The organism is Pseudarthrobacter sp. fls2-241-R2A-168 (genome assembly GCF_030209335.1).
GTDB lineage: Bacteria > Actinomycetota > Actinomycetes > Actinomycetales > Micrococcaceae > Arthrobacter.
This window is the reverse complement of the sequence record NZ_JARVSG010000008.1, coordinates 65,323-83,741: the sequence shown is the minus strand read 5'-3', so window position 1 is coordinate 83,741 and position 18,419 is coordinate 65,323. Positions and strand designations below refer to the sequence as shown.

Annotated in this window: 19 protein-coding genes; 9 read left to right on the top strand and 10 right to left on the bottom strand. The window is 65.0% G+C overall.

What is annotated here, in order from left to right; all coding sequences use genetic code 11:
* The first annotated feature begins 43 nt into the window (after nt 1-43).
* Nucleotides 44-736, top strand: a complete 693-nt coding sequence (locus QRN11_RS06590) for a TetR/AcrR family transcriptional regulator (RefSeq protein ID WP_285250329.1) — start codon at nt 44-46, stop codon at nt 734-736.
* The gene (locus QRN11_RS06585) at nt 733-2,427 is read left to right on the top strand and encodes an MDR family MFS transporter (protein WP_285250328.1); all 1,695 of its coding nucleotides are present in this window, start codon (nt 733-735) and stop codon (nt 2,425-2,427) included. Before QRN11_RS06590 ends, QRN11_RS06585 begins: the two co-directional genes overlap by 4 nt.
* A gap of 139 nt (nt 2,428-2,566) precedes the next feature.
* Here the strand turns inward: QRN11_RS06585 and QRN11_RS06580 are convergent, their stop codons facing one another.
* Both QRN11_RS06580 and QRN11_RS06575 read right to left on the bottom strand, forming a co-directional pair.
* A complete protein-coding gene (locus tag QRN11_RS06580; RefSeq protein ID WP_285250327.1) occupies nt 2,567-3,037 on the bottom strand; it encodes an NUDIX hydrolase in 471 nt (156 codons plus the stop codon).
* 46 nt (nt 3,038-3,083) lie between these two features.
* Complete coding sequence (locus tag QRN11_RS06575) at nt 3,084-3,626, bottom strand: prepilin peptidase (protein WP_285250326.1); 543 nt, start codon at nt 3,624-3,626, stop codon at nt 3,084-3,086.
* Between the two features lie 58 nt (nt 3,627-3,684).
* Here QRN11_RS06575 and QRN11_RS06570 point away from each other — a divergent pair, with 58 nt between their 5' ends.
* Together QRN11_RS06570 and QRN11_RS06565 are read left to right on the top strand one after the other, a co-directional pair.
* Nucleotides 3,685-4,476 (top strand): hypothetical protein, encoded by a 792-nt coding sequence (locus QRN11_RS06570; protein WP_285250325.1) that lies wholly within the window; start codon nt 3,685-3,687, stop codon nt 4,474-4,476.
* A gap of 42 nt (nt 4,477-4,518) precedes the next feature.
* Nucleotides 4,519-5,166: a GNAT family N-acetyltransferase gene (locus tag QRN11_RS06565; RefSeq protein WP_285250324.1), complete on the top strand. Its 648-nt coding sequence runs from the start codon at nt 4,519-4,521 to the stop codon at nt 5,164-5,166.
* A gap of 452 nt (nt 5,167-5,618) precedes the next feature.
* On the opposite strand, the gene phoH2 is transcribed toward QRN11_RS06565, so the two are convergent.
* Entirely contained in the window at nt 5,619-7,037 is a 1,419-nt protein-coding gene (gene phoH2, locus QRN11_RS06560; protein WP_091418470.1) for an RNA 5'-3' helicase PhoH2, read from the bottom strand.
* A 239-nt stretch (nt 7,038-7,276) separates the two neighbouring features.
* Nucleotides 7,277-8,038 (bottom strand): isoprenyl transferase, encoded by a 762-nt coding sequence (locus tag QRN11_RS06555; protein WP_285250393.1) that lies wholly within the window; start codon nt 8,036-8,038, stop codon nt 7,277-7,279.
* A 154-nt stretch (nt 8,039-8,192) separates the two neighbouring features.
* On the opposite strand from QRN11_RS06555, the gene trhA reads away from it, so the two are divergent.
* Nucleotides 8,193-8,939 carry a PAQR family membrane homeostasis protein TrhA gene (gene trhA, locus QRN11_RS06550; RefSeq protein WP_285250323.1) on the top strand — a complete coding sequence of 249 codons (747 nt, stop codon included), beginning with the start codon at nt 8,193-8,195 and terminating at the stop codon, nt 8,937-8,939.
* 26 nt (nt 8,940-8,965) lie between these two features.
* Here trhA and QRN11_RS06545 read toward each other — a convergent pair whose 3' ends face one another.
* Both QRN11_RS06545 and mca read right to left on the bottom strand, forming a co-directional pair.
* On the bottom strand, nt 8,966-9,328 hold the full coding sequence (locus QRN11_RS06545) for a hypothetical protein (protein WP_285250322.1): 363 nt from the start codon (nt 9,326-9,328) through the stop codon (nt 8,966-8,968).
* Between the two features lie 99 nt (nt 9,329-9,427).
* Nucleotides 9,428-10,333, bottom strand: a complete 906-nt coding sequence (gene mca, locus QRN11_RS06540; protein ID WP_285250321.1) for a mycothiol conjugate amidase Mca — start codon at nt 10,331-10,333, stop codon at nt 9,428-9,430.
* A gap of 126 nt (nt 10,334-10,459) precedes the next feature.
* Between mca and QRN11_RS06535 the strand changes: the two genes are divergently transcribed.
* Nucleotides 10,460-10,927, top strand: coding sequence for a DUF4307 domain-containing protein (locus QRN11_RS06535; protein ID WP_285250320.1), 468 nt, complete (start codon nt 10,460-10,462; stop codon nt 10,925-10,927).
* 141 nt (nt 10,928-11,068) lie between these two features.
* Complete coding sequence (gene greA / locus QRN11_RS06530; RefSeq protein WP_142061745.1) at nt 11,069-11,563, top strand: transcription elongation factor GreA; 495 nt, start codon at nt 11,069-11,071, stop codon at nt 11,561-11,563.
* A gap of 76 nt (nt 11,564-11,639) precedes the next feature.
* On the opposite strand, the gene QRN11_RS06525 is transcribed toward greA, so the two are convergent.
* Genes QRN11_RS06525 through QRN11_RS06510 form a run of 4 tightly spaced genes read right to left on the bottom strand, consistent with a single transcriptional unit; the run spans nt 11,640 to nt 15,867 of the window.
* Complete coding sequence (locus QRN11_RS06525; protein WP_285250319.1) at nt 11,640-12,275, bottom strand: rhomboid family intramembrane serine protease; 636 nt, start codon at nt 12,273-12,275, stop codon at nt 11,640-11,642.
* Nucleotides 12,276-12,284: 9 nt separating this feature from the next.
* The gene (ilvA, locus tag QRN11_RS06520) at nt 12,285-13,523 is read right to left on the bottom strand and encodes a threonine ammonia-lyase (protein WP_091418482.1); all 1,239 of its coding nucleotides are present in this window, start codon (nt 13,521-13,523) and stop codon (nt 12,285-12,287) included.
* Nucleotides 13,524-13,526: 3 nt separating this feature from the next.
* The gene (locus tag QRN11_RS06515; protein WP_285250318.1) at nt 13,527-14,867 is read right to left on the bottom strand and encodes an AI-2E family transporter; all 1,341 of its coding nucleotides are present in this window, start codon (nt 14,865-14,867) and stop codon (nt 13,527-13,529) included.
* 40 nt (nt 14,868-14,907) lie between these two features.
* Complete coding sequence (locus QRN11_RS06510; RefSeq protein WP_285250317.1) at nt 14,908-15,867, bottom strand: aldose 1-epimerase family protein; 960 nt, start codon at nt 15,865-15,867, stop codon at nt 14,908-14,910.
* A 132-nt stretch (nt 15,868-15,999) separates the two neighbouring features.
* On the opposite strand from QRN11_RS06510, the gene galT reads away from it, so the two are divergent.
* Entirely contained in the window at nt 16,000-17,160 is a 1,161-nt protein-coding gene (gene galT / locus QRN11_RS06505) for a galactose-1-phosphate uridylyltransferase (RefSeq protein ID WP_091418485.1), read from the top strand.
* Nucleotides 17,157-18,344: a galactokinase gene (gene galK, locus QRN11_RS06500; protein ID WP_285250316.1), complete on the top strand. Its 1,188-nt coding sequence runs from the start codon at nt 17,157-17,159 to the stop codon at nt 18,342-18,344. The genes galT and galK overlap by 4 nt, the downstream gene beginning before the upstream one ends.
* Nucleotides 18,345-18,419 lie beyond the last annotated feature (75 nt).

Below are 18,419 nucleotides of genomic sequence, written 5' to 3'. Positions count from 1 at the left end.
TCACCCTCCTGCGCGAGGCCATCAGAAGTTGCACCATTACCGAATGAGTGCAAAACTTTACTCTGTGGACGATAGTGCAGAAATTGAGGGCGGGCTTCGCGAGCGGAAACGGGCTGCCACCCGTGCCGGCATCACCTCCGCCGCCCGTGCCCTCACCGCCGAGCGCGGCCTGAACGGCTACACCGTGGAGGAAGTCTGCGTGCGCGCAGGCATTTCGCGCCGGACGTTCTTCAACTACTTCCCTGCGAAGGAAGACGCCGTCATCGGCCACGGCGACGAGGACCTGCCTGGCGACATCCTCAAAGAGTTCATCGACGGCGGCGGCTCCTCACCCTCCGGCGAACTGTCGCCCACCCTCTTCCGGGACCTCGTCCGGCTTTCCCTGCGGTTGTCCGAGGACATGGAAGCCTCGGAAGAGGAAACCCGCCAGCTGATCGCCGTCGTCAAAAAAGAGCCCCAGCTGATCCTCCGCCTCATCGGGGTCACCGAGCGTCGGGAGGCACAATTCGCCCGCGACGTGGCCCTGCGTGAAGGCGTTGCCCCTGACCACCCCGTGGTGCAGATGGCCGTTGCCCTGCTCAGCACCATCGCCCGGAAAAGCAGCATCGCCTATTTCGCCGACGGCAACACCCGCCCCTACAAAGAGCTGCTGATGGAGAACATCTCCGCCGCAAGCCTGCTCTTCTCCCAGCCATTCGACCAGCCGGACACCACCGCCGCAGAAGGACAACCATGAGTAACGCCGCCGCTACGAAGGCAACAGCAGCCGGTCCCCTGCTGCTGACCCAGAAACGCATCTGGATCATCTTTTCGGCGCTGATCGCCGGCATGCTGCTCTCCAGCCTGGACCAGACCATCGTCTCCACGGCCATGCCCACCATCGTGGGCAAGCTGGGCGGGGTGGAACACCAGGCCTGGATCACCACCGCCTACCTGCTCGCCACCACCATCGTGATGCCCATCTACGGCAAGTTCGGCGACGTCCTGGGCAGGCGCAACCTGTTCCTTATCGCCATCGCCCTGTTCACCCTGGCCTCGGTGGGCTGCGCCCTTGCCACCGATTTCTGGGGCTTCGTGGTCTTCCGGGCCATCCAGGGCCTGGGCGGAGGCGGGTTGATGATCCTCTCGCAGGCCATCATCGCCGACATTGTCCCGGCCAAGGACCGCGGCAAGTACATGGGCCCCCTCGGTGCGATCTTCGGCCTTTCCGCGGTGGCTGGCCCCCTGCTGGGCGGATTCTTCGTGGACCACCTGACCTGGGAATGGGCCTTCTACATCAACATCCCCATCGGGATCGCCGCATTCGCCATCGCCTGGTTCACCCTGACGCTGCCCAACAAAAAAGCCGAAAAGCGGATCGACATCCTGGGCGTGGTGCTGCTGTCGGCCGCCACCACCTGCTTGATCTTCTTCACCGATTTCGGCGGCAAGAAGGACGAAGGCTGGGATTCTCCCCTCACCTGGGCCTTTGGCACCGGCATGGTGCTGTCCGGCGCCGCCTTTGTCATGGTTGAGCGCCGGGCCGAGGACCCCATCATTCCGCTGAGCCTGTTCCGCAACCGGATCTTCGTCAACGCCACGGCCATCGGCTTCACCCTTGGGCTGGGCATGTTCTCCGCGATCGCCTTCGTTCCCACGTTCCTGCAGATGTCCTCCGGCACCTCCGCCGCCGAGTCCGGCCTGCTGATGCTGCCCATGATGGCGGGCCTGATGGGCACCTCCATCTACTCCGGCATCCGGATCTCCAAAACCGGCAAGTACAAGATGTTCCCCATCCTGGGCGCGGCCTTCACCATGGCCGCCATGTTGTGGATGACCACACTGGCCGCCAGCACTCCCATCTGGGTCATCTGTGTCCAGCTGTTCATCTTCGGCGCGGGCCTCGGCCTGATCATGCAGGTGGTGGTGCTGGTGGTCCAGAACTCCGTCCCGGCCGACCAGATCGGCACCGCCACCAGCACCAACAACTACTTCCGTGAAGTGGGCGCGGCCATGGGCGTGGCCATCTTCGGCTCCATCTTCACCAACCGGTTGTCCGAGGCCCTCACTGGCGCCTTTACCGGCGCCGGCGCCTCCAGTGAGCAGGCTGCGCAGTCCACCAGCACACTGGATCCGCAGGCCCTGAACCAGCTTCCGGAGCAGCTTCGTGATGCCATCGTCAATGCCTACGCCGAGTCGCTGGCACCGGTCTTCTGGTACCTGATCCCGTTCATCGCCGTGGCGCTGCTCCTCGCCCTCACGCTCAAGCAGATTCCGCTCTCGGACACCGCCGGAATGGTGGCCCGCGGAGAAGCCGTGGGTGGGGAGGAAGCTGAGCGCCTCGCCGCTGAGTTGGCCAATCGCGCGGCCGGAACTGCGGCGGACGCCGCAGGGGACCAGGACAGCGTCAAGGACGACGACGGCGAGCTGGTTTCCCAGCGCCGCTGACCGCCGTCGTACTCCTGCAAGCCGTGGTGCAGGAGTGCCGGACTGACAGGGTCGCCGCAATCTTGGGGGTTGCGGCGACCCTGTTGCGTTTCAGGACTTTGGCCGCGTAGCCTGCTATGCCGCAGCGCGGCCAGCCTGCTCAGGGTTCGAAGTGGGCTGCTTCCGCCGGAGCCAGGGCACGGTGAATGCTGGTGAGGTGCCCGGCCATCAGGTCGGGGAGTTCATCCAGGCCGAACCAGCCGACGTCGATTGACTCGTCGTCATTGACTCGGGCGGTTCCCGAGATGTAGCGGCACAGGAAAACCACGTCGAGGAACTCGCACACGTCTCCGTTTGGATAGGTGATGGGACCCACCGCCCCCACGGACACAACACGCTCCGGTTCGGCCACTACCGCCGTTTCCTCAAAGATCTCCCGCACCAGGCCGCGTGCCGGCTGCTCGCCCGGATCGAGCATTCCGCTGATCAGGGCCCACTGCCTGTTGTCCGCCCGCCGGGCGAGCAGGACCCGGCCCGAGTCATCGACCACCACGCCCCGCACTCCAGGGACCCACAGGGGGTCGTTGCCGATCTTCTTGCGGAGTCTCAGGACGTAGTCAGGCGCAGGCATTAGGCCAGCCTACCGAACCGACCGCACGCATATTGGCCCCGGCCTGTCAGGCGGGCAGCAGCATGGCGGCCGCGGCGCCGGCCAGCATAAACGGCCCGAACGGAATGGAGGACTTCAGGGTCCCCCGGCGGGCAGCCAGCAGGGCAATGGACCACAGGCCGCCCAGCAGGAATGCCAGGAATGTACCGGCGAACAGGTGGCCCCAGCCGAGAAAGCCAAGATACATACCCAGGACACCGGCCAGTTTCACATCGCCAAAGCCCATTCCCGGCGGGTAGGCAAACCGGAGGACGAAATAAAACAGCCACAAGATGGCAGCCCCGGCCACTATCCGGAGGGCGGGCACGGCCAGCAGACCAGCACGGCTTTGGTCCGCACCCCCAACCACATCGGCAAAAACTGCGGCGGTGAGCAACAGGACGCCGGCCACGGCATAGGACGGGAAGACGATCCGGTTGGGCAGGAGGTGATGCCTGACGTCTATGACGGTGAGCCTCACGGCCATCACTGCAAAGTAGGCGCAGGCAGCCAGCACCAGCCAAAAGGCCAGCGGGGTGTGCTGCCAGAGTTCGCCCAGTCGTTGGATCACCCTCGGATGCTACCGGATTTCCGCTGTCCCCTGCAGCGCCCGCGCGTAAACTGTGGATATGGCGACCTGGGACTCCCGTCACCGGACGAATCCGGACAGCAGTTCAGCCGCCGCGGATCCGGCCATGTTCCGGAATCTTTGCAGGTCCTCCCCCTGGAAGTGGCAGTCCCTGCGCTTCGAATACTGGGATGAGCCATTCGCCGAGGCGCCCAGCCCTGCAGCGCCCCTGGTCCGGGCCTGGCTGCGCCGCCCCGGCGCACTCCGGCTCGAAACCGCAGACGGACTTGTCCTGCACAGCACCACGGGGATCAATGATTCCAAGGACGGCCTGTACGTCAGTGCCACCCGTAAGTCCTGGCTCCTGCCGCCGCATCTGGTCACGCCCGTCTATGACGACCAGGGCCTGGTGCGGCGCCGCCCGGAAGCCGCCTACGGTGAGCCCGGCTTCGGCAACGGCCGGTTTTCCGCTGCACTGGACCCGGTGGAACTGGCCGGCAACGCGCCGGTGCCCATCGAATTCCCCGGCAGCAACAGGGTGGAAGTGCACGGGGTCAGCCACCGGGAGCACGAAGGCCGGCCAGTGCTGGAAGCGGTGGTGGCACCCACCGCCGCCTACCACCCCATCCATCCCTCGGCGCCGCTGTGCCTGCCGGGAAAGTCACGGATCCGGGTGGACCTTGCCACCGGCGTCTGCGTGGCAAGCCAGTCCCTGGAGCCCGGCACGGAAGAGTACGGCCATTGGCTCCGGATCATCGCCGTGGACGAGTACATGCTGGACGACCTCTTCGTAGCGCAATCGATGAGCCTCACCGATGTCCGGCAGCACATCAGCTGGGAAATCCCCGCCTGAGGATGACAAGCCTTCGATGAGGCCATCGGCTAGGCTTCGCGAATGACAACGATCAGCGACGTCTGGCCACTTTTTGGCCTTCGGCTAACCACTCCCCGCCTTGAACTCCGCCCCATCCTGGACCAGGACATCCCGGCGGCCGTGGAAGCCGCGCGCAGCGGGATCCACGAGCCTGGCAGAAACCCCTTCAGCACCGCGTGGGCAGAAGCTCCGATACATGAACTAGGCCCACGCATGGCGCAATGGCACTGGCGTTGCCGGGCCGAGTGCACCCCGGAATCCTGGACCCTGCTGCTGGGCATCTGGCACGACGGCGAGTTCATCGGCTGCCAGGACGTGGGCGCCAAGGACTTCGCCGCCCTCAAGACAGTCAGCACCGGCTCGTGGCTGAAGCAGTCCATGCAGGGCCGGGGCCTCGGCAAGGAGATGCGTGCCGCCGTCGTCCTTTATGCGTTCGACTGGCTGGGCGCGGAAGTCGCCGAATCCGAAGCGGCCCTCTGGAACGAAGCCTCAATCGGCGTCTCCCGGTCCCTGGGCTACGATCTGAACGGCATCACCCGCAAAGCCTGGGGTCCCAAAGTCGAAACAGTCCAACACGTCCGCCTCACCCCCGAAACCTTCAAACGCCCCGACTGGACTTTGCAGGTCGAGGGCCACGAACCTGTAGCCAAGTTCCTCAAGGTCAGTTAGTGCCCCATCCGTGGCTGGGTTTGTCCGCCCCCAGCGCTTCGCCGTCGCTTAGACACCTCCCGCCGCGCTGCTACGGTCGCTGCGCGACCTGCGCAACGCTCTGGTCGGCGATGCGCTCCTACGCGAAGCACTGGGACCGGACGTGTGCCGAGGCGCCCGCCTTGTAGGTGGCCCGGAAGTGCGAGATTGCCAACTCGGCGATGGCCCCGGGAACAGACGCGTGGCAAGGTCCGCGTCAGGTGCAGGCGCGCACACGGTGGGTTACGGTCCTTCTCGTAGGAGCGCATCGCGGCGCATCGGGATCCGGAGGTCGCCCAGCGACCGGAGGGGCCCCTATGCGACGTGTCTAAGCGACGGAGAAGGGCCGTGGCCCGGCGAACCCAGCCACTACCCCGAACAGAAGGGCCGTGGCCCGACGAACCGGACCACGGCCTCTCTGAATAACTGAGCTTTCAGCCCTCAAGCAACTCGGTGACCAAGGCTGCGATCGGCGAACGTTCGGAGCGGGTCAGGGTGATGTGGCCGAAGAGCGGGTGTCCTTTCAGGGTTTCGACGACGGCGGCGATTCCGTCGTGGCGTCCGACGCGGAGGTTGTCGCGCTGGGCGACGTCGTGGGTGAGGACGATCTTGGAGTTTTGTCCCATGCGGCTCATGACCGTGAGCAGGACGTTCTTTTCGAGCGACTGGGCCTCGTCAACGATCACGAAGGCGTCGTGGAGGGAGCGGCCCCGGATATGGGTGAGGGGCATGACCTCGAGCATGCCGCGGTCCATGACTTCCTCCACCACCTCCTGGCTCACCAGTGCCCCGAGGGTGTCAAAGACAGCCTGCGCCCAGGGGTTCATTTTCTCCGACTCCGAGCCGGGAAGGTAGCCAAGTTCCTGCCCGCCCACTGCGTAGAGCGGCCGGAACACGATCACTTTGCGGTGTTCCCGGCGCTCAAGCACCGCTTCCAGGCCGGCGCACAGGGCCAGCGCCGACTTGCCGGTTCCCGCCCGGCCACCGATGGAGACGATCCCGACGGCGGGATCCATCAGCATGTCGATGGCCAGCCGCTGCTCCGCGGAGCGGCCGTGGAGACCGAACACATCACGGTCTCCCTTGACCAGCCGCACCTGCTTGTCCGGTCCCACCCGGCCCAGCGCCGAGCCGCGGTTGGACAGCAGCACCAGCCCGGTGTTGACCGGCAGTTCAGCAGCGGCCGGGATGAAGACGGGCTCGTGCCCGTAGAGCGTGTTGATCTCCTGTTCGCCGGCTTCCACCTCGGCCACGCCGGTCCAGCCGGAGTCCTTCACCAGTTCGTTGCGGTACTCGTCTGCGGTGAGGCCCATGGCAGAGGCCTTGACGCGCATGGGCAGGTCCTTGGACACAACCGTGACGTTCCGGCCTTCGTTCGCCAAATTCTTTGCGACGGCGAGGATGCGGCTGTCATTGTCTCCGCTGCGGAAGCCCAGCGGCAGCACTTCCGAGGAAATGTGGTTCAGCTCCACCACAAGGCTTCCGCCGTCGTCGCCGATGGGAACGGGCTGGTTGAGGCCGCCGTGTTTGACCCGCAGGTCGTCAAGGAGCCGGAGTGCCTTACGGGCAAAGTAGCCAAGTTCCGGGTCGTGCCGCTTTGCTTCCAGCTCGGTGATAACCACAACCGGCACGATGACCTCATGCTCTGCAAAGCGCAGCAGCGCACGGGGATCGGAGAGCAGGACGGAGGTGTCGATCACAAAGGTGTGGATGCTGGCTTCCCTTCCAGAGACAGCAAAACCGGCCGCGGTTTCTTCCGCTGCACCGGTTTCTATGGTGGCTCGCGTGGCGCGAGAGGTAGCTTTCTCTCCCTGGTCGGAAAGGACCGCGGGCAGTTGTTCAGAAGTAGCCACATCGACTCCAGCCCCGGGCGCAAGCCCGGATGTGTTAGTGGTGAGCCGGCTCGGCCATGAGGCCGGGTCCGGCCTCCCATACAACCGGTGCGATGTCTCGCTCCATGTACTGGCCTCCCCGATCAGCCGGCGGTTTTGCCTGCTGATGGATATAACGTAAATCCATCGGAAGTAATTTCCGCAACCATTACGCGGCGATTCTTGTTGCGGCCGCGTGAACTCGCGGTGAACCGGGAAGGTCAGGCTCCGAAGCGCCGCTGCCGGCCGGCGTAATCACGGAGGGCACGCAGGAAATCCACTTTGCGGAAGGCGGGCCACAGGGCCTCGCAGAAGTAGAACTCGCTGTAGGCGCTCTGCCACATCAGGAACCCGGACAGGCGCTGCTCCCCGGACGTGCGGATCACCAGGTCCGGATCGGGCTGGCCCCGCGTGTAGAGGAACTGGGAGATGTCGTCCACGCAGAGGTCATCCGCCAGCTTGCCGATGTCCCTGCCCTTGGCCACGGCATCATGCAGCAGCTCACGGACCGCATCAACAATCTCCCGGCGGCCGCCGTACCCCACGGCGACGTTCACATGGATTTTTTCCCGGACCGGGGTGCGTGCAGTCAGCTTGTTCAGCCGCTCGGCAAGGTAGCCCGGCAGCAATTCGGGCGCACCCATGGCGTGCACGGAAATGTTGGCGTCCTCGTCCAGCCGGTCAAGCGTATTGGCGATAATGCCCATCAGCAGGTCAAGTTCTTCGCTGGACCTGTTCATGTTGTCTGTGGACAGCATGTACAGCGTGACCACTTTGATCCCGAGTTCCTGGCACCAGCCAAGGAACTCGTGGATCTTGTCCGCGCCGGCCTGGTGGCCCTGGCTGGTGGGGGCGTTGAACTGCCTGGCCCATCGCCGGTTGCCGTCCACCATCACGCCGATATGCCGGGGAATCCGGTCTCGGGCAAGGTCCTTGAGCAGCCTGCGCTCGTAAAAGCCGTAGAGGAACCCGGGCAACTCCACGCGCTCTCTCACCTGACTTCCTTGCTGTACGTTCGGCTGTGCACATCCTAGGCTACCGTCCGCAGCCGCAGGTGCGGTCCCGGCCCGGCCGGAACCAGGCGGGACAGTTTATTACTCACCGGTAACTTACTGCTGCGTAAGTTATTCTGGACCGATGAACAGCAACACCCCGGATGCGTCCCGGAAGCCGCAGCCGGACGGCACTCCAAGCGCCGGAACCGGCCCTGACATGAACGCTGTGGACGGGGCCGCAGTCCGCCTGGCTGAGCTCCTGATGATCAAGCCCAAGTGGCGGGGCTGGATCCATACCGTGACCGCGCCGCTGGCCCTGGCGGCTGGCATCGTCCTGGTGGCGCTGGCCCCCACAGTGGACCGCAAGATCTCGTCGGCCGTCTTTGCGGCCACCGGAGTGATGCTGTTCGGCATCAGCGCCATCTACCACCGCGGCAACTGGTCCCCGAAGGTAAAAATGGTCCTTAAGCGGCTGGACCATACCAACATCATGCTGGTGATCGCGGGGACCTACACGCCGCTGGCCTGGACCCTCCTGGAACGGCCCCAGGCCGTCCTGCTGCTCTGGGTCATCTGGTCCGGCGCCATCCTGGGCGTGCTGTTCCGGCTGCTATGGACCGACGCTCCCCGTTGGCTCTACGTTCCGATCTACATCGCCCTGGGCTGCGGATCGCTGTTTTATCTTCCGCAGTTCTTCCAGGCCAGCGTTCCTGCAGCCGTCCTCATCTGCGTGGGCGGGGTTCTCTACATCACGGGGGCGGTCTTCTACGCGCTGAAGAAGCCGAACTTCAGCTACCACCACTTCGGCTTCCACGAACTGTTCCATGCCTTGACCGTGGTTGCCTTCGCCGCGCACTTCACGGCAATAGCCCTCGCAGTGCTCAGCTAGCCGATTAGCCGTGCTCAGCTAGCCAGTTAGTGGCGCCGGGTCCCGGGACCGGCGTCCGTGCCGCCGTCGGCCGGCCCTTGGAGGGACTCCCCGGAGGCTGAACCTGCCGCGGGCCCCGCAGCGGATCCCGTTTCGGCAGCCTCAGCCGCTTCGATGTCAGCAGCCGAGGCAGCCGCGATGCGCTCCTCCTCCACCTGGGCGCGGTAGCGGACCCGCCGGATGCGCCGGACCATGTCCACGATGAGCAATGCCGTGGCCACCACAAAAAAGGCGGTCATGATGAAGCCCAGGAGCCCCGGTGTTACCTGGTCCTGCGTAATTCCCTCCCGCAACGAGGGCGTGGGCTGGGGCGCGGGCGTGGTGGCCAGGCTGAGGAGCAGACTTTGCACGGTGAATACCTTCTATGGAACGGGTGTCAGCAGGGAGCAGATCCAGCCACCCGAGGTCCGGGCGCTTCTTCTACGCAGCATAGAAATTGCCTGCCGGTTCTATCTTAGCCCGGCGAACAGGTCCTTCTCCGGCAGCTCCGAGGGCACCCGGGAGCTGATCAGCGAGTAGTCCTCCCAAGGCCATGCCCGGCGCTGCATCTCTGGCGAAACGGCGAAGAAGAACCCCAGCGGGTCCACCTGCGTCCTGTGTGCACGCAAAGCGTCGTCGCGCACTTCAAAGAAGTCGCCGCAGTCCACCTGGGTGGTAGTGGGGTGGGGGGCCGGCGGCGGCGTGTGACCCTCGGCGTCGGACTCCAGCCATGCGGCGAGCCGCTCCGCATACGGCGACTGAAGGCCTGCCTCCTCCAGGGCGAAATGCAGGGCACGGAAGCGCTCGGGACTGAAGGCCCGGTCGTAGTACAGCTTGCTGGGCTCCCAGGGTTCGCCCGCCTCGGGGTAGCGCGCCGGATCGCCCGCGGCGTCGAAGGCCTCGACTGCTACGCGATGGGCCATGATGTGGTCCGGGTGGGGATAGCCACCGTTTTCGTCGTAGCTCAGGATGACATGGGGCTTGAAGGACCGGACCAGGCGCACCAATGGGGCGGCTGCTTGGTGGAGCGGCAGCGTGGCGAAGGACCCGGCCGGCAAAGGCGGCAGCGGATCGCCCTCAGGCAAACCCGAATCCACGAAACCCAGCCAGCGCTGCCTGATACCCAGAATTTTGGCTGCCCGCTGCATTTCCAGGCGTCGGGCCCCCGCCATGTCCCGCTTTGGATGTGGTTCGCCTTCAACTGCCGGGTTCTGGATGTCCCCGCGTGACCCATCGGTGCAGGTGGCCACCATAACGTCCACCCCCGCTGCGGCGTACTTCGCCATCGTGGCGGCACCCTTGCTGGACTCGTCATCCGGATGGGCATGGACGGCGAGCAGCCGGAGCGGCGCCTGTGAGTTGCTGGACGCTGTCATCGAAGGACTGCTCCTTTATTCTTCATATCGCGGCTTGTGGCTGCTGGATGTATCGCTGAACAGGCGGTTGCCCCCGGCCGGGCTGCGGCCGGGAAGTCGGCTGCGGATGGGCACTAAACTGGTCTGGTGACTTCCCCGGACCAGCAGGCCCCACCCGAGCCCGCGAACACTAGCCTAGCCAATCGTTATGGTGCTCAAAAGCGCAGGCTCTCCCCTGCCGCCAGGCGGGCCATCGGCGGTGTTGCGCTTACCGCGGGCATTGGGTTCATGGCCTGGGTCTCCACCTCGAATTCCCTCACCACGGTGAGCTTCAAAGATATCGGCTACGCCACTACGGATGCCACGGTGGCCGAGGTGGATTTCCAGGTCACCAGGGAACCTGGCACGGCCGTCAAGTGCGCGGTTAAGGCGCTGGACTCGAAATTCGCGGTGGTGGGCTGGAAAGTCGTGGACGTCCCGCCGTCGCAGGCCGAGGAGACGGCCGACGGCGGGCGGACAGTTTCGCAGCGCGTTACCGTCCGCACGGAGTCCCTGTCCGTATCCGGCGTGGTGGACAGCTGCTGGATTCCTGACAGCTCGGGCCAGAAAATGTGATCCGCGCCGCTCCCGCGTTGGGTAAATCCACGGGATTGACTACAATGGAGCAATACCTTTACCCCGCTGAGCTGGTTACTGTTCCACAAGTGGCCACCGTGGCGGGGTCTTTTGCATGTAGGACCATTAGAGGAGAAGTCCGTGTCTACCACCAACAGCGCAGCTGCAGCCTGGCTTACCCAGGAAGCTTTTGACCGCCTGAAGGCAGAGCTGGACCACCTTTCCGGCGCTGGCCGGGCAGAGATTGTCCAGAAGATTGAAGCCGCCCGGCAGGAGGGTGACCTCAAGGAGAACGGGGGCTACCACGCTGCCAAGGAGGAGCAGGGCAAGATTGAGGCCCGCATCCGCCAGCTGACTGCCCTGCTTCGGGACGCCCACGTGGGGGAGTCTCCGGCGGATGACGGAATTGTGGAGCCCGGCATGATCGTGGTGGCCAGGATCGCCGGTGACGAAGAAACCTTCCTGCTGGGCTCCCGTGAGATCGCAGGCGATTCCGATCTCGACGTCTTCAGCGAGAAGTCACCGCTGGGCGCTGCCATCCTTGGCCACAAGGAAGGCGAGACGCTCAGCTACACGGCGCCCAACGGCAAGGACATCAAGGTAGAGATCCTTTCCGCCAAGCCGTACACCGCATAGCGGTAAGAGCAAACAAAAACGCCGGCCGCCCTGAGGGGTGGCCGGCGTTTTGCTTTGTCAGCGGCGGGGGCTGCGGTCAGAAGTCGTTGACCGCATCGGCCTTCCGCGGGCGCAGGAGCAGTGCCGCCACCACTCCCCCGGCGGCACCGCCAAGATGGGCCTGCCAGGAGACGTAGCCGGAAAATAAAGGCAGTACGCCCAGCAGGATGCCGCCGTAGCCCATAAACAGCACCACCGCCAGGAGGATCTGGCGCCAGCTGCGGTTGAAGAATCCGCGCACCAGCAGGAACGCGAACAGTCCGAAAACCAGGCCTGAGGAACCCACTGTGACGCCGCCGTTTCCGATGAGCCACACCGTCAGTCCCGATCCGAGCCAGCTGAAGGCCAGGGCCGTCAGAAAGACCCGCAGTCCGGACAGGAAGACCAGGAAGCCGAAAATGATCAGCGGAAAACTGTTGGACAGCAAATGGTTCAGGTTGGCGTGCAGGAGCGGGAACGTGAAGATGTCCAGCAGCCCGTCGGCGCTCCTGGGGCGCAGGCCGAACGTCCGGTTGAGCGAGCGCAGCATCAGTGCGTTGAACAGTTCGATGATAAAGAGGAGCGCCACAAAACTCCCCAGCACCAGCAGGCCACCCTTGGCCCTGGCGGCAATGGTCCGCCGGTCCCCGAAACCCTTGCCGTCGGAACCCTTGTACCCGGTCAGTCCGGCCATCAGCTCCCCCTAGTGCACCACGATGGGCTGGAACCCCTCGGCCCGGAGCGCGCTGAGCACCTGCTCGCCGTGCTCATGGCCCTTGGTTTCCAGGTTGACGGTAATGGAGACGTCGCCCATGCTGATGGAGCCGCCCACGCGGGTGTGGTCCAGGCCGGTGACGTTGGCGTCGTTCTCGGCAATGATCCTGGCGATGGTGGCTAGCGAACCGGGGCGGTCGTCGAGCATCATGCGGACGGTCATGTAGCGCCCTGCGGCGGAGAGGCCGCGCTGGATGACCTTGAGCATCAGCATGGGGTCGATATTGCCGCCCGAAAGGACAACCGCTGTGGTTCCGGGATTTTCGATCTTGCCGTCCATCAGGGCGGCAACCCCCACGGCGCCGGCTGGCTCAACCACCATCTTTGCCCGCTCCAGCAGGAAGATCAGGGCGCGGGCCAGGGAGTCTTCGCTGACGGTCACTACATCGTCCACCAGCTCGCGGATGATGCTGAAGGGAAGCTGGCCGGGACGGCCGACGGCGATGCCGTCGGCCATGGTGGACACCTTCTTCAAAGGCACCAGTGCATCTGCCGCGAGTGAGGGCGGGTAGGCCGCCGCGTTCTCCGCCTGTACGCCGATGATGCGGATGTCCCGGCCCAGTTCCTTGGCACGGGCCTTGATGGCGACGGCGACACCGGCCAGGAGCCCTCCGCCGCCAACGCCCATCAGGACGGTGTCCACGTTGGGCACCTGCTCCAGTATTTCCAGTCCCAGCGTTCCCTGGCCGGCGACGACGTCCACGTTATCGAAGGGGTGGACAAAGACCGTCCCGGTCTCGTTGCTGTAGCGCTGGGCTTCGGCGAGCGCCTCATCCACGTTGTGGCCGTGCAGGATGACCTCGGCGCCGTGGCTGCGGGTGGCGGCCAGCTTGGGCAGGGCCACTCCGAGCGGCATGTAGATGCGGGCTTTGATTCCCAGGCTCTTGGCCGCCACGGCGACGCCCTGGGCGTGGTTGCCTGCGGAAGCGGCCACCACGCCGCGCTTCTTTTCTTCGGGCGACAGGCGGGCCATCCGGACGTAGGCGCCGCGGACCTTGAACGATCCCGCGCGCTGCAGGTTTTCGCACTTGAAGTAGACGTCTCCGCCCACAAGCTTTCCCAGGGCGCGTGATGATTCCACCGGAGTCCGCGCAATAATCCCGTCGAGCAACTTCTGCGCCTCCAGGACATCGTCCAGCGTGACGGGAAGGGTTTCAAGGATGTTCACGGACTAATCTCCTCTGGATTTCGGCCCCGGCGCCGCGTCATTGGTACGGGCGTCAGGATGTTCTGCGATTGTGCCGGCTGCGTCGCGGTTGCCGTCCTTGTGGGCGTCCGGCGGGTCAACATTCTTAACGGTGTTGTCCGGTCCGGCGCCGGCAAGCAGGGGGCTGCCCGGCGCTGCCAGCACCTGTTCATGTTCCCACGTTCTGGCGGCGATGTAGCGAATGGCCGAATTTGCGACGGCGAGGATGGGCACCGAGAACAGCGCTCCGGGGATCCCTGCCAGGTACGAGCCCGCCGCAACGGAGAGGATCACAGCCACCGGGTGCAGGGATACGGCCTTGCCCATGACCAGCGGCTGCAGGATGTGTCCTTCCAGTTGCTGGACCGCCAGCACGATGGCCAGCATGATCAGCGCGTTGACCGGGCCGTTGGCCACGAGTGCCAGGAGGACGGCAATGATGCCGGTGATCAGGGCACCCACTACCGGGATAAAGGAACCCAGGAACACCAGCACGCCCAGGGGAAGAGCCAGCGGCACACCGATGATGGCGGCGCCCACACCTATGCCAATTGCGTCCACGGCGGCCACGAACATCTGGATGCGGGCGTAGCTGACCATGGATGACCAGCCCTTCCGGCCAGCTCCGAACGTCGCGGCCCGGGCCTTCCTGGGCAGCAGCCGTACCAGGAACGCCCAGATGCGGTCGCCTTCAAGGAGGAAGAAAATCAGGATAAACAGCGCCAGGAGCATTCCCGCGGCGAAGTGGCCGGCAGTACTGCCAAAGGACAAGGCGCCGCTGAGGATGCTGCTGCTGTTGTTCTGCAGCGCGTCCGTGGCCTCCTTGACATACTGATCAATCTGGGCGGCGGTGAGGTGGAGGGGTCCGGCCGAAAGCCAGTCCTGGACCTGCTTCACGCCTTCCAGCGCCTGGGACCAGAGCTCGCCGAATCCGATGAGCAACTGCCTGCCCACCAGTGCCAGCGCTCCGGCGATGAGTCCAATAAAACCGAGGACGGTCACGGCCACTGCGAGGCCGCCAGGCAGTCCCCGGCGCCGCAGCCAGGTGGTCACCGGGCTGAGGAGGCCGGCGAGGAGCGCGGCCACCATCACCGGGATGATCAGGAAGCTGACTTGCCGCAGCAGCCAGATCAGCGCGCCGGACACCAGGAGGATGAGGCCCAACCGCCAGGCCCAGGACGCGGCGATGCGCACGCCGTACGGAATGTCCTTGTCCAGTTCACGGTCTGTGAGGACCCGCAGTGGCGGACCTGCCTGGGCAGGTGTGGCGACTGGTTGCCGCACTGGTTGAGGGTCGGACGTAACGGGATCCTCGGCTGGCGTCATAGCCCTTATACTTCCGCAGCCGTGGCCTAATGGGAAACTGCTACCCCGCTGCGCCGGGACTGTAGTCAATTCCCCACGAGATGGTGAACGATTCCCCCGGCGACAGCCAACGGAGCCCGTCCCCGGAGTTGAAGGCATTCGCCGGCCCCGTCATGGGTTCGACCGCCACAGCACGGTTCCGGCCGGGGTAGATGGTACTGACGTAGACATGGACGTACTGGCAGGATTCGTCCTGCCAGAGGCTGACCTGCTGCCCGCCAGGTCCCGCAAGGGTGTGGCGGGCCCGGCCGCCGTCGAACTGCAGGCCTGTCAAAGCAACGTCCACGCTCAATGGAGCAATGTGCCGTCCCGCCCGGAAGTCAGTGTCCCCCTCGACTGGCGCACTGCTGCGCGGGATGAGCCGCTCATCAGCGAGCAGTTGGGTGCCCGCGGAAACGGTCAGCGCCAGGTCTTCAACCGGTACGTCACCAAGCCGCAGGTACGGGTGGGCACCGAGGACAAAGGGCGCCGGAGCCTTGGCGTCGTTGGCCAGCGTCTGGCGGACCACCAGCCCCAGGTCCTCCGCAAGCAGGTACTGCACGCGGTGCCGTACCAGGAAGGGGTAGCCGTGCTGGGGAAAGATGGTGGCTTCCAGTGTGACCGAATGTTCCGACTCGTCCACCAGCGCGTAGGAGGCGTTCCGGAGGAGGCCGTGGCTGGCGTTGTTGCGTGCCACTTCCGTGATGTCCAGCTGCTGCTTTTTGCCGTCCAGGAACCACTGTCCGTCTTGGACCCTGTTGGCCCAGGGAGCCAAGGTAATGCCGCATCCGCCCGGCGGAATCTGGTCATCGCCGTAGGTCTCGGTCAGCTGGATTCCTCCCCGGCTGTAGAGGCGGAGTCCGGCCGCCAGCTCAGTGACCACAGCAAAGGCATCTCCCCGGCGGAGCTCATACTGCCGTCCGGTGGCGTATGCCCGGTAGCCTGAAGCAACGCCGGTTTCAAGGGATGAGTCGGAAGTCATGAGCATTACCGTACAGCCCAACCCCTGCCGCCGCATCAACCTTCCGTGTTACTTTTTGTTTGATTCTCTTCTCTTCTGAGCGGACTGTGGCACAATATTGTTAAGTTGCTGCACCACCAAAGGACAGGGTTCATGACGGGAATCACCAGCACCAGGCTCTCCGACGGCCGGGAATTGATCTACTTCGACGACGCCCACGCCCCCAAGGCAAGGGCGGCGGAAAACACGACGGACCACCGCGGCCTGCCGCCGCGGGGCGAGCCGGGCGAAGTCCGTTTTGACGCCCTGACGGACGAGTGGGTAGCCGTTGCCGCCCACCGCCAGAGCCGCACGCATCTTCCCCCGGCAGACCAATGCCCCATCTGCCCCACTACTGCCAGCAACCCTTCAGAGATTCCGGCAGACGACTACGACGTTGTGGTGTTCGAGAACCGCTTCCCGTCCCTGGGCCCTGCCCTCGGGACCGTCCCTGCTGACCCCGCCTGGGGAACAAAGGGGCCGGCCTATGGACGCTGTGAGGTGGTGGCCTTCACCCCTGCCCACACCGGGTCCTTCAGCGGATTGAGTGAAGCCCGTTCCCGCACCGTCATCGAGGCATGGGCACAGCGGACAGAAGCCCTGAGCGCGCTTCCGGGAATCAAGCAGGTGTTTCCGTTTGAAAACCGCGGCGCGGACATCGGCGTGACCCTGCACCACCCGCATGGGCAGATCTACGCCTACCCGTATGTGACCCCGCGGGCAGGCGTCCTGGGTGCGGCGGCCCGCAAATTCTACGATGCGGCCCAGGGCCGGGAGACGCTCACTGGCTCGCTGCTGCGCTCCGAGCGCGAGGACGGAAGCCGAATGGTCATGGAGGGTGAGAACTTCAGCGCCTATGTCCCGTTCGCTGCCCGCTGGCCCCTGGAGATCCACCTGGTTCCACACCGCCAGGTTCCCGACCTGGCGGCGCTGAGCGGGGAGGAGAAGGATGAACTGGCGCACGTCTACCTTGACCTGCTCAAACGCCTGGATGCCATCTACCCCACCCCCACGCCGTACATCTCAGCATGGCACCAAGCGCCAATTGACGACCTGCTGCGCCCCGCAAGCTACCTCCACCTCCAGTTGACCTCGCCCCGCCGTGCTGCGGACAAGCTCAAGTTCCTCGCCGGATCGGAGGCCGCCATGGGCGCGTTCATCAACGACACCACTCCGGAAAGTGTGGCGGAGCGGCTGCGCAACGTCACCGTTCCGGCATCCACCCCATCCCCCGCTGCCCTTCAGGCAGCCTTGCCTGAAGGAGCAACTGCGTGAGCGCCATTCGTGATTCTTTGACCACCTCCGGACCGGCAGGCAACGGAGATCTTACGGCGCGCTTCACCCGTGAATTAGGCAGCGTTCCCGCCGGCGTCTGGCAGGCGCCGGGACGGGTGAACCTGATTGGCGAGCACACCGACTACAACGAGGGATTTGTGCTGCCCTTCGCCATTGACCGGACTGCCCGGGTGGCCGTAGGGGTGCGGGCCGATTCCACAGTGCGGCTGCTGTCCACCTACGGGGACCAGGGAATTGTGAGTATGTCCCTGGATTTCCTGCGCCCCGGTTCGGCCAAGGGCTGGACCAAGTATCCCTTGGGAGTGATGTGGGCGCTGCGCCAGCGGGGCATCGACGTTCCCGGCATTGACCTGCTGCTTGACTCCAATGTTCCGCTCGGCGCAGGACTCTCCTCCTCCCATGCCATTGAGTGTGCGGTCATCTCGGCATTGAACGACCTGACCGGCGCGGGCCTGAAGGCAGAGGAGATGGTCCTGGCCACGCAGCAGGCCGAGAACGACTTTGTGGGGGCGCCCACCGGGATTATGGACCAGTCAGCATCGTTGCGCGGGTCAAAAGGACACGCCGTGTTCCTGGACTGCCGGAACCAGGACGTCAACCTGGTTCCCTTCGAAACGGAACCGGCGGACCTGGTGATGCTGGTGATCGACACCAAGGTGTCGCACTCCCATGCCGACGGCGGTTATGCCTCCCGGCGCGCCTCCTGTGAGCTGGGCGCGGAGGTCCTCGGAGTCAAGGCCCTGCGGGACGTCCAGGTGGGCGACCTGGAAGAGGCCTCCGGACTCCTGGATGAAGTGACGTTCCGCCGCGTACGGCACGTGGTCACGGAGAACGACCGCGTCCTTCAGACCGTGGAGCTTTTGGCGGCCCAGGGTCCGGCAGCAATCGGCGCCCTGCTGGATGCCAGCCATGTATCCATGCGCGACGATTTCGAAATCTCCTGCCCGGAACTGGACCTGGCAGTGGAGGCCTCCCGCGCCAATGGCGCCATCGGCGCCCGCATGACCGGCGGCGGTTTCGGCGGTGCGGCCATCGCCCTTACCCCGGTCAGCTCCGAGCACAAGGTGCGGGACGCCGTCGTCAAGGCGTTTGCAGGCGCCGGTTTCACGGCACCGGACATCTTCACTGTGACGCCGGCCGCCGGCGCCATGCGCATTGCCTGAGTTCGGCGTCCAACGGCTGAGGGCCCCACCTGGTGGTGGGGCCCTCAGCCGTTATTGGCCTGCTTCAAAAGTACG